The organism is Pseudomonas chlororaphis subsp. aurantiaca (genome assembly GCF_013466605.1).
Lineage (GTDB): Bacteria > Pseudomonadota > Gammaproteobacteria > Pseudomonadales > Pseudomonadaceae > Aquipseudomonas > Aquipseudomonas chlororaphis_I.
The window spans coordinates 731781-746835 of the sequence record NZ_CP059162.1; the positions used below are offsets into that span (position 1 = coordinate 731781).

Annotated in this window: 12 protein-coding genes; all 12 read right to left on the reverse strand. The window is 63.4% G+C overall.

From position 1 onward, the window contains the following. Positions 1–56: 56 nt before the first annotated feature. On the reverse strand, positions 57–650 hold the full coding sequence (tspR, locus tag H0I86_RS03245) for a type III secretion system genes modulator TspR (protein WP_053259481.1): 594 nt from the start codon (positions 648–650) through the stop codon (positions 57–59). A 62-nt stretch (positions 651–712) separates the two neighbouring features. Next, positions 713–3496, reverse strand: a complete 2784-nt coding sequence (locus H0I86_RS03250; RefSeq protein ID WP_180924016.1) for a hybrid sensor histidine kinase/response regulator — start codon at positions 3494–3496, stop codon at positions 713–715. A gap of 99 nt (positions 3497–3595) precedes the next feature. Further along, positions 3596–4891 carry a phosphoribosylamine--glycine ligase gene (purD, locus tag H0I86_RS03255; RefSeq protein ID WP_016703772.1) on the reverse strand — a complete coding sequence of 432 codons (1296 nt, stop codon included), beginning with the start codon at positions 4889–4891 and terminating at the stop codon, positions 3596–3598. A 178-nt stretch (positions 4892–5069) separates the two neighbouring features. Beyond that, entirely contained in the window at positions 5070–6677 is a 1608-nt protein-coding gene (gene purH / locus H0I86_RS03260) for a bifunctional phosphoribosylaminoimidazolecarboxamide formyltransferase/IMP cyclohydrolase (RefSeq protein WP_180924017.1), read from the reverse strand. A gap of 81 nt (positions 6678–6758) precedes the next feature. Continuing rightward, a complete protein-coding gene (gene fis, locus H0I86_RS03265; RefSeq protein ID WP_007921650.1) occupies positions 6759–7079 on the reverse strand; it encodes a DNA-binding transcriptional regulator Fis in 321 nt (106 codons plus the stop codon). Next, positions 7076–8089, reverse strand: coding sequence for a tRNA dihydrouridine synthase DusB (gene dusB, locus H0I86_RS03270; RefSeq protein WP_180924018.1), 1014 nt, complete (start codon positions 8087–8089; stop codon positions 7076–7078). Before dusB ends, fis begins: the two co-directional genes overlap by 4 nt. Before the next feature lie 196 nt (positions 8090–8285). Continuing rightward, positions 8286–9527, reverse strand: coding sequence for a DUF3426 domain-containing protein (locus H0I86_RS03275; RefSeq protein WP_180924019.1), 1242 nt, complete (start codon positions 9525–9527; stop codon positions 8286–8288). Positions 9528–9557: 30 nt separating this feature from the next. Continuing rightward, a complete protein-coding gene (prmA, locus tag H0I86_RS03280) occupies positions 9558–10436 on the reverse strand; it encodes a 50S ribosomal protein L11 methyltransferase (protein ID WP_180924020.1) in 879 nt (292 codons plus the stop codon). A gap of 193 nt (positions 10437–10629) precedes the next feature. Next, complete coding sequence (gene accC / locus H0I86_RS03285; RefSeq protein ID WP_007921646.1) at positions 10630–11985, reverse strand: acetyl-CoA carboxylase biotin carboxylase subunit; 1356 nt, start codon at positions 11983–11985, stop codon at positions 10630–10632. 17 nt (positions 11986–12002) lie between these two features. Next, the gene (accB, locus tag H0I86_RS03290; protein ID WP_180924021.1) at positions 12003–12467 is read right to left on the reverse strand and encodes an acetyl-CoA carboxylase biotin carboxyl carrier protein; all 465 of its coding nucleotides are present in this window, start codon (positions 12465–12467) and stop codon (positions 12003–12005) included. Positions 12468–12491: 24 nt separating this feature from the next. Further along, a complete protein-coding gene (aroQ, locus tag H0I86_RS03295; protein ID WP_007921644.1) occupies positions 12492–12947 on the reverse strand; it encodes a type II 3-dehydroquinate dehydratase in 456 nt (151 codons plus the stop codon). 134 nt (positions 12948–13081) lie between these two features. After that, positions 13082–14872 carry a protein-disulfide reductase DsbD gene (locus H0I86_RS03300; RefSeq protein ID WP_180924022.1) on the reverse strand — a complete coding sequence of 597 codons (1791 nt, stop codon included), beginning with the start codon at positions 14870–14872 and terminating at the stop codon, positions 13082–13084. Between the last annotated feature and the right edge of the window lie 183 nt (positions 14873–15055).

Here is a 15055-nt window from a genome sequence, read left to right on the forward strand (position 1 = left end):
GTCCCCAGTGAGCCCGCTCGTTCTTGCCGCTTAAAGCTTGCCGCTTGCAGCTGCCCCTAACCCAGGTAGCCCTTGACCCCGGTAAAGATGATCTGCGCCGCCAGGGCGCAGACGAACAGGCCCATCAGCCGGCTGACGATCTGCAAGCCTTGCTCGCCCAGGATCCGCTCGATGCGGTTGGACAGGTAGAGCACCACGCCGACCGTGAAGCTGGCCAGGGCGATGCTGAGGATCGCGGTGAGTTTGTCGTCCCAGTGCGGCTGGCCGACGCCCATCACCAGCAGGGCGCCGATGGTGCCGGGGCCGACGGTCAGGGGGATGGTCAGCGGCACTATGGTCACATCCTGCTGCACGTTGTCGGTCTGGATCGCCGACTTGCCCTGGGCCATGCCCAGCGCCGAGATGAATAGCACGCTGCCCGCGCCGATGCGGAAGGCATCCACGGTGATGCCGAACACATTGAAGATCACCCGTCCGAACAGGTACAGCAGCACGCTGGAGGCCAGGGTCGCCAGGGCGACGTTCCACGCCAGGCGCCGACGCTCCTTGCTGGAGTAGCCGCGAGTCAGGCTGATGAAGCAGGACAGGACGAAGAAGGGGCTGTAGAGCACCAGCATCTTCAGGTACACGCTGAACAGCACATGGAGCATGGCGCAAACTCACAGCGAGGGAGGGCGAGCGGAGTTTAACAGGCGTTTGCCGTGCTGTCGGCTCAGGACGGTTGCGCCGTGGTGCGGTTCTGCAGGTCGCGCTGCGCCACCCAGTGCTCGATCAGTTCGCGCAGTTGCGACAGCTCCACCGGCTTGGCCATGTGCCCGTCCATGCCGGCCTGCCGCGCGCGTTCCTTGTGCTCGGTGAGGATGTGCGCGGTCAGCGCCACCACCGGCGTGCGCACCCGCTGGTTGCCGACTTCCCAGGCCCGCAGCTGCTGGGTGGCGGAGAAGCCGTCGAGGATCGGCATTTCGCAGTCCATCAGCACCAGGTCGTAGCGCTGGGCCTTCATCGCTTGCAGGGCTTCTTCGCCGTTGCTCGCGGTATCGGGCTGCAGGTTGAGCTTGCCGAGCATGCCGCGAATCACCTTGGTGGAAATACTGTTGTCCTCGGCCACCAGGATGCGGAAGTCGCTCGGTACCTTGACCGGCACCGGAACCCCGCTCAGCGCATGTGGCTGATGCGGCACGAACTGACCCTTGTTGCGCTGGGTCAGCTCGTCGGCCAGGGTGGTCTTGAGGGTATAGCCGGCCACCGGCTTGGCGAGGATGCGCTTGACCCCGGCGTTACGCGCGATGACCTTGCTCGGCGCGTTGCTGATGCCGGTGAGCATGATCAGCAGGATGTCGTGGTTCAGGCTCGGGTCTTCCTTGATCTTGGCCGCCAGTTGCATGCCGGTCATGCCGGGCATGTTCTGGTCGAGCAGCACCACGTCGAAGTAGTCGCGCAGGTGCGCCTTGGTGCGCAGCAGGGCCAGGGCTTCCTTGCCCGAAGGCACGGCGCTGACGTTAAGGCCCCAGGCGCTGCATTGCTGCACCAGGACCTTGCGGCAGGTGTCGTTGTCGTCCACCACCAGCACCCGCGCCCCTTGCAGCGGGCCATCCAGGTCGGAGGTCGGATGCTCCAGGCGCTCAGGGTCCAGCGGCAGGGTCAGCCACAGGGTGCTGCCCTGGTTGGCGCTGGTCTTGATCCCGAACTCGCCGTGCATCAGCAGGATCAGCTGGCGAGCGATGACCAGGCCGAGATTGCCGCCCAGGCGGGTGCTGGCGAGGAAGTTCTTGCTGTGCAGTTCCGAGTGCAGCAGGGCATCGCGCTCTTCGGCTTCCATCGGCTGGCCGCTGTCCTGCACGGCGATGCGCAGGCGCGGTTTGCTGGTGCGCTCGTCCAGCGCGACCATCACCAGGACCTCGCCTTCGTCGGTCTTCTTCAGGGCGTTTTCCAGCAGGCTGAGCATGGCCTGGCGCAAGCGGGTCGGGTCACCGCTGATCACGCGCGGCACCTGCGGCTGGATGAAACTGATCAGCTCGACGTTCTGTTGCTCGGCCTTGGCGCGGAAAATACTCAGGCAGTCTTCGATCAGTGCATTGAGGTCGAATTGCACATCGTCCAGCTCGATCTGCCCGGACTCGAGCTTGGAGATGTCGAGGATCTCGTTGATCAGGGTCAGCAGCTCGTTGCCGGCGCTGTGGATGGTCTGCACGTAGTCGCGTTGCTTGACCGACAGCGGCGTGCCCAGCAGCAGTTCGGTCATGCCCAGCACGCCGTTCATCGGTGTGCGGATCTCGTGGCTGATCTTCGCCAGGAACTCGGCCTTGGCATTGACCTCGGCGTTGCTGGCGGCGAGGTCGCGGCTGACGCTGAACTCATTCTCGGTGATGCTGCGCTGGCGCTCGCCCAGGGCGATGCTCATCGCCCACCCGCTCAGGCACATGGTCACCAGCAGGGTGACGATCAGCCCCTGGGGCGCGACCATGGTCAGCCCCAGCAGCGCCGGCAGCACGATCAGCGCGCCGATGTTGAAGATGCCCATGCCGACCACGAAGTAGCGCGCCGGGCGGTAGCCTTTGTGCCAGTGATAACCGGCGATGAACAGCATGCTCAGGCCGACCAGAGCCACCAGGCCGTAGGTGATGAGATTCAGCGGAAGCGAATCGACGAACAGCAGCAACAGGCTGCACAGGCCAACCATCAGGATGTCGACCAGCAGCAGCTTGTTCAGCGGATGCGGGCCCAGCGGGGCGAAAAAGCGATAGACGAACATCAGCCCGCAAGGGGTGGTCAGCAACAGCGCCAGGTAGGCGCCAGGGGTCTGTATCGCATGCCAGTCCGGCAGCCAGGGGCCGAACAGGTTGAGCATCAGCGCCAGGCTGAGCATCACCAATGCTTCGCAGGACGCCAGCCACAGGCTGCTGCGCGAACGGGTGTAGGCGTAGCGCACCAGGTTGTGCAGCATCAGCATGCCCATGCAACCAAACAGCAGGCCATAGAGCACGCTCTGGCCCTGATTGGCCGCGGTCATGACCGCCGGTTGCAGGGTGATGTAAGGGCGCAACTGATGGTCGGAGACCAGGCGCAGATAGACATCGAGGGTCTTCTGGTTCTGCGGCAGCGGCAGCATGAAGTCGCTGCTGGGCAACGGCCGTTCGGCCTGGGGTTGCTGGGTGCCGGAGGTCAGTTGTTCGATCAGGTTGTCGCCGTCCAGCACATACATGTCCAGGCGCGACAGGTCGGGCGCGAAGATCCGCAGCAGTTGTTCGTGCTTGCCCGGTTGCAGTTTGAAACGCAGCCATAACGCGCCTCCGGGTTCGGCGGCGGTGATGCGTTCCAGTTCGATCGGGCTGAATTGATTGGTGTAGCGCGGGGAGCGGATGTCGCTCAGTTGCAGGTCGGCCTGTTCATCGAGCAAAACGGCCCAGTTACTGCCTTGTGCGGCCTGGGCCGGGATCAAGCAGAGCAGGGTCAGCAGAGTGACGGTGAAACCTATGGCAGTCCTGAGCCAGCGCACGGCGAAATCCCTTCGTAGGTTGATGCCAGATTGTAACTATGCGCGGCGCTGGAGCCGTCCGGCAAGGGCCTGGGGCGCCTGCCGGACGGGAAGACAGGATTACTCCTGATTTTCGCCACGCTCGCGGGCAATGGCCCGGTAACCGATATCTTTGCGGTAGAAGCAGCCTTGCCAATCGATCTTAGCTGCCAGTTGGTAAGCCTGCTGCTGCGCGGCACTTACGCTGTCGCCCAGGGCGGTGGCGCAGAGCACGCGGCCGCCGGAGGTTACCACTTGACCGTCCTTGAGTGCGGTACCGGCGTGGAAGACTTTGCCTTCCAGTTTGGCGGCCGCGTCCAGGCCTTCGATCACCGCGCCCTTGGCGTAGTCACCAGGATAGCCGCCGGCGGCCAGGACGATGCCCAGGCTCGGACGTGGATCCCATTGCGCTTCGACCTTGTCCAGCGCCTGGGCCAGGGCGGCCTCGACCAGCAGCACCAGGCTCGACTGCAGGCGCAGCATCACCGGTTGGGTTTCCGGGTCGCCGAAGCGGCAGTTGAACTCGATGACCTTCGGGTTGCCGGCCTTGTCGATCATCAGACCGGCGTACAGGAAGCCGGTGTAGACATTGCCTTCGTCGGCCATGCCGCGCACGGTCGGCCAGATCACCTGGTCCATCACGCGCTGGTGCACGTCGGCGGTGACCACCGGGGCAGGGGAGTAGGCACCCATGCCGCCAGTGTTCGGACCGCTGTCGCCGTCGCCGACGCGTTTGTGGTCCTGGCTGGTGGCCATGGGCAGGACGTTCTTGCCGTCGACCATGACGATGAAGCTGGCTTCCTCGCCGTCGAGGAACTCTTCGATCACCACACGCGAACCGGCGTCGCCGAAGGCATTGCCGGCCAGCATGTCGCGCACGGCGTCTTCGGCCTCGGCCAGGGTCATGGCGACGATCACGCCTTTACCGGCGGCCAGGCCGTCGGCCTTGATCACGATCGGCGCGCCTTTTTCCCGCAGATAAGCCAGGGCCGGCTCGATCTCGGTGAAGTTCTGGTAGTCGGCGGTCGGGATCTTGTGGCGAGCCAGGAAGTCCTTGGTGAAGGCTTTCGAACCTTCCAGCTGGGCCGCGCCAGCGGTCGGACCGAAGCAGTCCAGGCCGCGGGAGCGGAACAGGTCGACCACACCGGCGACCAGCGGGACTTCCGGACCGACGATGGTCAGGGAAACGTTCTTCTCGGCGAAGTCGGCCAGTTGCTCGAGGGCCAATACGTCGATGGCCACGTTCTCGCACTTGGCTTCGATGGCGGTGCCGGCGTTGCCCGGGGCAACGAAGACTTTCTCGACCCGTGGGTCTTGAGCGACTTTCCAGGCCAGGGCGTGTTCACGACCGCCGCTACCAATGATCAGTACATTCATTTCAAAAACCTCGGATGACGCTAATTCGGGGAAGCGCGCAAGCCTGACCTTGTAGCCGCTGCCACCAGGCTGCGATCAACCGCGAAGCGGTTGCAGGATTTCAGATCGCTGAAGACCCTTCGGGTCTTATCGCAGCCTTCGGCAGCGGCTACAGGGGAGGGTGGCGCCCCAGTAATACTTAGTGGCGGAAGTGGCGCATTCCAGTAAAGACCATCGCGATTCCAGCCTCGTCGGCGGCGGCGATCACTTCGTTGTCGCGCATCGAGCCGCCTGGCTGGATCACCGCGGTGATGCCAACCTTGGCTGCGTTGTCGATACCGTCGCGGAACGGGAAGAACGCATCGGACGCCATGACCGCGCCCTGCACTTGCAGGCCGGCGTGTTCAGCCTTGATGGCGGCGATACGGGCGGAGTTCACGCGGCTCATCTGGCCGGCGCCGACGCCGATGGTCTGACGGTTCTTGGCGTAGACGATGGCGTTGGATTTGACGAACTTGGCCACTTTCCAGGCGAAGATCAGGTCGTGGACTTCCTGTTCGGTCGGGGCGCGCTTGGTCACCACTTTCAGGTCGTCGGCGCCGATCATGCCGATGTCGCGGCTCTGTACCAGCAGGCCACCGTTGACGCGCTTGTAGTCCCAGGCCGGAACACGGTCCGCCGACCATTGGCCGCAGGCCAGCAGGCGCACGTTGGCCTTGGCGGCAACGATGGCGCGGGCTTCCTCGCTGACTGAAGGGGCGATGATCACTTCGACGAACTGACGCTCGACGATGGCCTTGGCGGTCTCGGCGTCCAGTTCGCGGTTGAAGGCGATGATGCCGCCGAAGGCCGACTCGGTGTCGGTGGCGTAGGCCAGTTCGTAGGCCTGGCGGATACCGCCTTCAGCGTCCGGGCTTACGGCCACGCCGCACGGGTTGGCGTGCTTGACGATGACGCAGGCCGGCTTGACGAAGCTCTTCACGCATTCCAGCGCTGCGTCGGTGTCGGCCACGTTGTTATACGACAGTTCCTTGCCTTGCAGCTGGGTGGCGGTGGCGATGCCGACTTCGGCGGGTTTGGCTTCCACGTAGAACGCCGCGCTCTGGTGCGGGTTCTCGCCGTAGCGCATTTCCTGGGCCTTGATGAACTGGCTGTTGAAGGTGCGCGGGAATTCGCTGCGGCCTTCGGTGGTCAGGGTTTCGGCCGCCTGGTTCACGGTGCCCATGTAGTTGGCGATCATGCCGTCATAGGCCGCGGTGTGTTCGAAGGCCTTGAGCATCAGGTCGAAACGCTGGGCGTAGGTCAGGCCGCCGGCCTTCAGGCTTTCCAGCACCTGGCCGTAGTCGCTGGCGTTGACCACGATGGCCACGTCTTTGTGGTTCTTGGCCGCCGAGCGGACCATGGTCGGGCCGCCGATATCGATGTTCTCGATGGCGGTCGGCAGGTCGCAGCCCGGCTTGGAGATGGTGGCTTCGAACGGGTAGAGGTTGACCGCTACCAGGTCGATCGGCTTGATGCCGTGCTCGTTCATGATGGCGTCGTCGATACCGCGACGGCCGAGGATACCGCCGTGGATTTTCGGGTGCAGGGTCTTCACCCGGCCGTCCATCATTTCCGCGAAACCGGTGTAATCCGCGACTTCTACTGCGGCCACGCCGTTGTCCTGCAGCAGTTTGAAGGTCCCGCCGGTGGAGAGGATCTCCACGCCCAGGGCTTCCAGCTCCTTGGCGAATTCGAGGATCCCGGTCTTGTCGGAAACACTGATCAAGGCGCGGCGGATCGGCAGGCGGGTAGTCTGGTCGGTCATCTCAATTTCCATCAAAAGCAAAGGAGTCAGCAAAAAAGGCGACCGGTTTTATGCGGGCGCCTTTCTGGTTTGATTGAATGCTTACAGCAAATCGTACTGCTTGAGTTTCTTGCGCAGGGTGCCGCGGTTCAGACCGAGCAGCTCGCTGGCCTTGGTCTGGTTGCCCTTGACGTAGTTCATCACGCTTTCGAGCAACGGAGCCTCGACTTCGGAGAGCACCAGGTTGTACACGTCCGTGACGGCCGCGCCCTCAAGGTGGGCGAAATAATTGTGCAGCGCCTTCTCGACACTCCCGCGAAGGGTCTGGCCTTCTTCGCTCGGTGTATTGAGGTGCTGTTTCAAATTCACGTTGTCGCTCACGGGTGCTGTTCCACTCACTAAAGTCTCGGTCATCATCGTCATGCGGCCACCCCCTCTCCGTCCCCTGTCACCAGGCTCTTGTAACGCTCGGCAAAGAACTCACGAACGTTGGCGCACTGTGCTTCCGTATCTTCCAAACGATTGAAGTGGGCGCGAAACTCCCTGGCGCCCGGCAGGGTTGCGAGATACCAGCCCACATGCTTGCGAGCAATGCGTACGCCCATGACATCGCCATAGAAGGCATGCAGCGCGGCCAGATGCTCAAGCAGAATACGTTCCACCTCGAACAGCTCAGGTGCCGGCAGGGGTTGACCGGTACGCAGAAAATGTTCGATCTCACGAAAAATCCATGGCCGCCCCTGAGCGGCCCGGCCGATCAACAGCCCGTCGGCACCGGTAGCGTCGAGGACGTAGCGGGCCTTCTCGGGCGAGTCGATATCGCCGTTGGCGAAGACCGGGATCGACACCGCCTGCTTGATCGCCGCGATGGTGTCGTACTCGGCTTCACCGGTGTACAGGTCGGCCCGGGTCCGGCCATGGACCGCCAATGCCGTGATACCTGCCTGTTCGGCGATCTTCGCCACCGTCAGGCCGTTCTTGTTCGCCCGGTCCCAGCCGGTACGGATCTTCAGGGTGACCGGCACATCGACAGCGGCCACCACGGCCTGCAGGATCTCGTTCACCAGATCTTCATCTTTCAGTAACGCGGAGCCGGCGGCCTTGTTGCAGACCTTCTTCGCCGGGCAACCCATGTTGATATCAATAATCTGTGCGCCCAACTCGACGTTGGCGCGGGCGGCATCCGCCAGCATCTGTGCATCGCCACCGGCGATCTGTACCGAGCGCGGCTCGGGATCACCCTCGTGGATCATGCGCAGACGCGATTTGCGACTGTTCCACAAGCTCATGTCGCTGGTGACCATTTCCGAGACTACAAGGCCTGCACCCAACCGCTTGCAAAGCTGACGAAAGGGCTGGTCGGTGACTCCCGCCATGGGGGCGAGAATCAAGCCGTTGTGCAATGTATATGGGCCGATGCGTACCGCCGACATAGGACTTCCCTGTTGTGGGGCCGGATCATGAGAGTTCGAAAAAGGGTTGGCATGATACCCGCTCTCGATGACCGGATAAAGGCTGAATTGGATAAAATCTGAACAGTTATTCTGTTATCGCCAACGGTTTGGTCCGCTGGGCAGCAGTCAGAAAACCGTCGTCAATCCAGCGCGGCCTTTGCTCGGATGGCAGGTCTTACTCGGGCGAGTGAAAGCTTAGGCTGTAGTTGACGGCCTTGGGGCCCGGATCGAGGATGTCCAGCGCGATATGGATCGGCGTCTGCGGCGGCATCTCCGACACGCCTTCGAGTTCGCCCTTGACGTATTCGCCGGGCTTGAAGCGACGACTGGCGATCAGGTGGCCGTTGAGGTCGGCGAAACGCAGCTCCAGCAGCGGGAAGGGTTGGGAGAACGGCGCGCGATTGTAGATGATCGCATCCACTACCAGCGCGCCGCTGAAGTCCGGGTGGCTGCGCACCACCAGGTTGCTGCTTTTGATGCGGCCGATATCGACCTTCGAGGGCACGGTGCAACCCAGTTCCGGGCACAGTTGCTGGAACCAGGGGCGGTACTGGTCCTGGCGCGCCAGTTCGTCGAAGTGATAGGCAATGTACTGGCCCGCCAGGCCGGCGGCGGCCAGCAGGATCAACAGGCTCCAGAGCAGGCGGCGACCCCAGGGCGAACGGCGCTTTTGCCAGTCCAGCTGGATCGGGTCGTCTTCCAGGTCCAGTAGCATGGCGTCCGGTGCCTCGGGCTCGGCGCGGCCACGCTTGTTGCGTCGTGGCGCCGGGCTGGCTGGCGGCTCGATCTCATCGGGCTCGTCGGCCTTGAGGGAGCTGTGCGCTGGCATGGGCTCCAGGTCGTCGTCCGGGAGCAGGGAGGGCGCCTTGGGTTCGTCTTCCAGATCGTCCAGGTTGAAGGACAGCGACGGTTCGGTACGCCCGGACCGGCCGGCGTCGACGGCTGGCGGCTCGGTTTTTTGGTCGAGATCGTCGCTGCTGCCGGGTGGCTGGCTGAACAGGCTGTCGGGCCAGTGTTCCTCTTCGGCATCCGGCTGGTCGCGGCGGGCGCTGAGGGTGTCCTCCCTGGAAGCGCGCTCCTGGCCGAAGGCCTTGGTCGGCTGGATTTCCCGCTGTTCGAGCTTGGCCAGCTCCTCGTCCAGGTCGAGGCTGTCCAGGTCGAGTTCGGTGGCGCTCCACTGCTTCTGGCTGATGGCGCGCGGTGGCGGCGGGGTCAGCGGTTCGGCAGGGATGGCCGGTGTGGAAGGTGCAGCGACAGCGTCCTTGCCAGCGCGTTGCTCAAGCAACTGCCGTGCGGCGTTGAACACCTGCAGGCACGAGCCGCAGCGCACCACGCCCCGGGCCACGCTCAACTGAGCGTGGCTGACGCGGAAGCTGGTCTGGCAATGCGGGCACTGGGTGACGAAACTGTCGGTCATGCGGCGATCCGGTTCATGCAGGCGGCCATTCTAGCGCCGACGGCCGGTGATGCGTACCCAGCCATCGAGGTTGGCGATTGGATCCAGGTCGAAGTCCTGGGCGTAGGCGGCCGCGACTTCTTCACCCTGTTCGGCGAGGATGCCCGACAGCGCCAGGCGTCCGCCGCTCTTGACCAGGCGGGACAATTGCGGCGCCAGGGAAACCAGCGGGCCGGCGAGGATATTGGCGACCAGCACGTCCGCCTGGACCTGCGGCAGGTCTTCCGGCAGATAGAGCGGGAACAGCTCTTCGGCGATGTTGTTGCGCCCGGCGTTGTCGCGGGAGGCTTCCAGGGCCTGCACGTCGATGTCGGTGCCCACCGCCTGCTTGGCGCCCAGCAGCAGGGCGGCGATCGCCAGGATCCCCGAGCCGCAACCGAAGTCCAGCACGTTGCAGCCTTTCAGGTCCTGGCCGTCGAGCCATTCCAGGCACAGCGCGGTGGTCGGGTGCGTGCCGGTGCCGAAGGCTAGGCCCGGATCGAGCAGCAGGTTGACTGCGTTCGGCTCGGGAGCGGCGTGCCAGCTCGGGACGATCCACAGACGCTGGCCGAAACGCATCGGCTGGAAGTTGTCCATCCAGCTGCGTTCCCAGTCCTGGTCCTCGATCACTTCGCTGTGATGTTCGGGCAGCGGGCTGCCGGTCAGCAGCTCAAGGTGGGCCAGCACGCTGGCGGCCTCGGTGCCGCCTTCGAACAGGGCCAGCAGGTGAGTGTGATTCCACAGCGGGGTGGTGTTGAGTTCCGGCTCGAAGATCGGCTGATCCTCGGCGTCCATGAAGGTCACCGAAACGGCGCCGACTTCGAGAAAAGCGTCTTCGTAGGTTTCGGCTTGTTCTGGGCTGATGGCGAGACGGACTTGCAGCCAAGGCATGGCGGGCACCTTTGAAATATGTAATGTGCAGCCTAGCGGGCTGCGAGAAGCGCGCAAGTTTACGCGAGCGAGGCGCAGAAGACGACACGCCAGGCGCCATTTCCACGCGCCGATATCGCCCCTGCAAAGTCAGGAAACCGCAGAAACGACAAGGCCGCTCGAAAGCGGCCTTGTCGGTCTGGTGCGGTGTCGATCAGTGTTGACCGGCCAGCTTGTGCTCCAGGTAGTGAATGTTCACACCACCTTTGCAGAAGCCTTCGTCACGGGTCAGGTCGCGGTGCAGCGGGATGTTGGTCTTGATCCCGTCGACCACGATTTCGTCCAGCGCATTGCGCATGCGCGCCATGGCCTCTTCACGGGTTGCCCCGTAAGTGATCAGCTTGCCGATCAACGAATCGTAGTTCGGTGGAACCGCGTAACCGCTGTACAGGTGCGAGTCGACGCGTACGCCATTGCCGCCCGGAGCATGGAAATGCTTGACCGTGCCTGGGCTTGGCATGAAGGTTTTCGGGTCTTCGGCGTTGATCCGGCATTCCAGGGCGTGGCCACGAATGACTACGTCCTTCTGGGAGATCGACAGCTTGTTGCCAGCGGCGATGCTCAGCATCTCCTTGACGATGTCGACGCCAGTGACCATTTCCGATACCGGGTGCTCTACCTGCACACGAGTGTTCATCTCGATGAAGTAGAAACGACCGTTCTCGTACAGGAACTCGAAGGTACCGGCACCGCGGTAGCCGATGTCGATGCACGCCTTGACGCAGCGCGCGAAGACTTCCTGGCGAGCGGTTTCGTCGATGCCCGGGGCCGGCGCTTCTTCAAGCACCTTCTGGTGACGACGCTGCAGGGAGCAGTCGCGGTCGCCCAGGTGGATCGCGTTGCCCTGGCCGTCGGACAGCACCTGGACTTCCACGTGGCGTGGGTTGGTCAGGAACTTCTCCAGGTAGACCATCGGGTTGCCGAACGCCGCGCCCGCTTCGGAGCGGGTCAGCTTGGCCGAGGAGATCAGGTCTTCTTCTTTATGTACCACGCGCATGCCGCGACCACCGCCGCCGCCAGCGGCCTTGATGATCACCGGGTAGCCGACTTCACGGCCGATGCGCAACGCGGTTTCTTCGTCTTCCGGCAGCGGGCCGTCGGAACCGGGAACGGTCGGTACGCCGGCAGCGATCATCGCGTGCTTGGCCGACACCTTGTCGCCCATCAGGCGAATGGTCTCGGCTTTCGGGCCGATGAAGGCGAAGCCGGAGTTCTCGACCTGCTCGGCGAAGTCGGCGTTTTCCGCGAGGAAGCCGTAGCCTGGGTGAATGGCGGTGGCGCCAGTCACTTCGGCGGCCGCGATGATCGCCGGAATGTGCAGGTAAGAGTGCGCGGCGGAGGCCGGGCCGATGCAGACGGATTCGTCTGCCAGACCCAGGTGCATCAGTTCCTTGTCGGCCTTGGAGTAAACGGCGACGGTCTTGATACCCATCTCTTTGCAGGCACGCAGGATCCGCAGGGCGATTTCACCGCGGTTGGCGATCAGAACTTTTTCCAACTTCGCAGACATCGTTGGCTCTCCGCGGTTCAAACGATGGTGAACAGCGGTTGGTCGTACTCAACCGGCTGGCCGTCTTCGACGAGGATGGATTCGATCACACCGCTGGTTTCAGCTTCGATGTGGTTCATCATCTTCATGGCTTCGACGATGCACAGGGTGTCGCCTTTCTTCACGCTCTGGCCGACTTCAACGAAGGCTGGCGAGGTTGGCGAGGATTTGCGGTAGAAGGTGCCGACCATCGGCGAACGGGCAACGGCGCCGTTCAGCGCTGGGGCAGCTGGAGCTGCTGGTGCGACAGCGGCGGCGGCCGGAGCGGCAGCGGCAGGTGCGGCGGCTGGAGCAGCCATTGGTGCCGGTGCGTAGTACTGCTGGGCTGGAGTCTTGCTGTGGCGGCTGATGCGTACGGACTCTTCGCCTTCCTTGATCTCCAGCTCGTCGATGCCGGACTCTTCCAGCAGTTCGATCAGTTTCTTAACTTTACGGATATCCATGAATCATCAACTCCCAAGGGTCGGTCAGGGGCGTTTAGCTTGTTGTTCAAGCTGCTCTAGTGCGGCCTCCAGGGCCAGTCGGTAACCGCTGGCGCCAAGGCCGCAGATCACTCCCACCGCAACGTCGGAGAAGTAGGAGTGATGGCGGAAAGGTTCGCGTTTGTGCACGTTAGACAAATGCACTTCGATGAATGGGATGCTCACCGCCAGCAGCGCGTCACGTAATGCGACACTTGTATGCGTAAAAGCTGCTGGATTGATCAGAATGAAGTCCACGCCTTCATCGCGGGCAGCGTGGATACGGTCGATCAATTCATACTCGGCGTTGCTTTGCAGGTAGAGCAAATGGTGGCCGGCCTCGCGAGCCCGGCGTTCCAGGTCCTGGTTGATCTCAGCCAGGGTGACTGCACCGTAGACCCCCGGTTCACGGGTGCCGAGCAGGTTCAGGTTGGGTCCGTGAAGCACCAGTAGGGTCGCCATCTGCCGTTCCTTGTTTTATCTGTGGGCCATTATTCAGAACCCGGCGACTATGCCGCAAAGCCTTTGTGACTGTCCAGTTCTCTGCAATAGGCAGCACGATGACCGATATTTACGCGAAATATGTGACCAACTGACTAAATCCGGTCATTCGCTGCGGCAATGCGTTCGGCGAAGTCCGCGGCGCTGATTTCGCCGACTACGCGCACATCGGCACGTTCGACGCCATCTTTGCCGAAGAACATCAGCGCCGGCGGGCCGAACAGTTGGTAGCGATCCAGCAGGGCGCGCTGTTCGCGGTTGCTGGCGGTGATATCGAAGCGGACCAGGCGATAGCCCTGCAGGCGTTCGACGACCTGGCGGTCGCTGAGCACCTCGCGTTCGATGACTTTGCAACTGATGCACCAGTCGGCGTACCAGTCGAGGAGCAGTGGGACACCCGCGTTTCGGGCATCGGCCAGGGCCTGGTCCAGCTCGCCGGGAGTGGTGACGGTCTGCCACTGGCCGGCGCTGGTTTTCTCAGGGCTGTTGCTGGTGGTCGCGACCGGTGCACGGGCGAGCGGGCTGAACGGATCGGTCTGGCCGCTGAAGGCGCCGTACCAGCAGGCCAGGGCATACACCAGCAGGAACAGCCCGCACAGCTGCGCCAGGCGCGCGCGGGGCGCCTTGTAGACAAATTCCAAGGCACCGAGAAACAGGCCGACGCCGGCCGCCAGAGCACCAATCAGCAACAGGCTGACCTGGCCCGGCAAGACCCGGCTCAGCAGGCCGATCGCCAGGCCGAGCAGCAGCACGCCAATGGCGTTTTTCACGTAGACCAGCCATGGCCCGCTTTTCGGCAGCCAGGCTGCGCCACCGGTGGCTACCAGCAACAGCGGCGCGCCCATGCCCAGGCCCAGGGCGAACAGTTTCAGGGCGCCGCCCAGGGCGTCGCCGCTGGCGCTGATATACAGCAGGGCGCCTGCCAGCGGCGCCGAAACGCAGGGCGATACCAGCAGGCTGGACACGACCCCGAGAACCGCCGCGCCCCATAGCGAGCCACCTTCGGTGCGCCCGGCAATGCGTTCCAGGCGCTGGCTGACAAAACGCGGCAGCTTGAGTTCGAAGACATCGAACATCGCCAGAGCGAACACGACGAAGAACAGTGCAAAGGGCACCAGCACCCAGGCCGATTGCAGGCGCGCCTGCAAATTGAGCTGGGCGCCGAACAGCCCCATCAAGGCGCCGAGCAGGGCGAAACAGGCGGCCATTGGCAACACATAGGCCAGCGACAGATTGAAACCGCGCCAACCGCCGACCTGCCCCTTGAGGACCACGCCGGACAGGATCGGCAGCATCGGCAGGACGCAGGGAGTAAAGGTCAGGCCGATGCCGGCAAGAAAGAACAGCGCCAGTTCGCGCCAGCTCCAGCCGGTTTTCCCATGGTCGGTAGCGGGGCTTCCGGCACTTGAGGCACCGGCAGAAGCAGCGCCGTCGATCTGCAAGCGCTCGGTTTCCGGTGGATAACACAAGCCCTTGTCGGCACAGCCCTGGTAGGTCACGGCCAGGGTGAAGGCCCGTTGATCTGCGCCGGTGCGCGGCAGTTCGATATCGACAATGCCGTGGTAGACCTCGACGTCGCCGAAAAACTCGTCATGTTTCTGTTCGCCCTTGGGCAACTGGGCGGCACCCAGCGTGATGTCGGCGGGCTCGGCGCGGAACTGGAAACGGTGGCGATAGAGGTAATAACCCTCGGTGGCGACGAAACGCAGCTTGATCGATTGCGGCGTGCTTTGTAGCAGGCTCAGCTGGAACGCTTCGCGCACCGGCAGGAAGTCGGCGCTGTTGTTGATCGAACCCAGGGTCGAACTGGGGCGGCTGTCCAGAAGCCCGGCGGCGGTCGCCGGCAGGGCAAGCACGAACAGCATCAGGCAAAGCAGGCGACGCATGGCAATCTCGCGAATCGAAGGTGTGCGCATGATAGCGGAGAGCGGCGGAGTATGCGCATGCGCCCTGTAGCCGCTGCCGCAGGCTGCGATCGACTTGGGCGGCACTCCGATGAAGCGGACACAGGATCTTGCGATTGCTGAAGGCCTTCGGCTTTATCGCAGCCTGCGGCAGCGGCTACAACG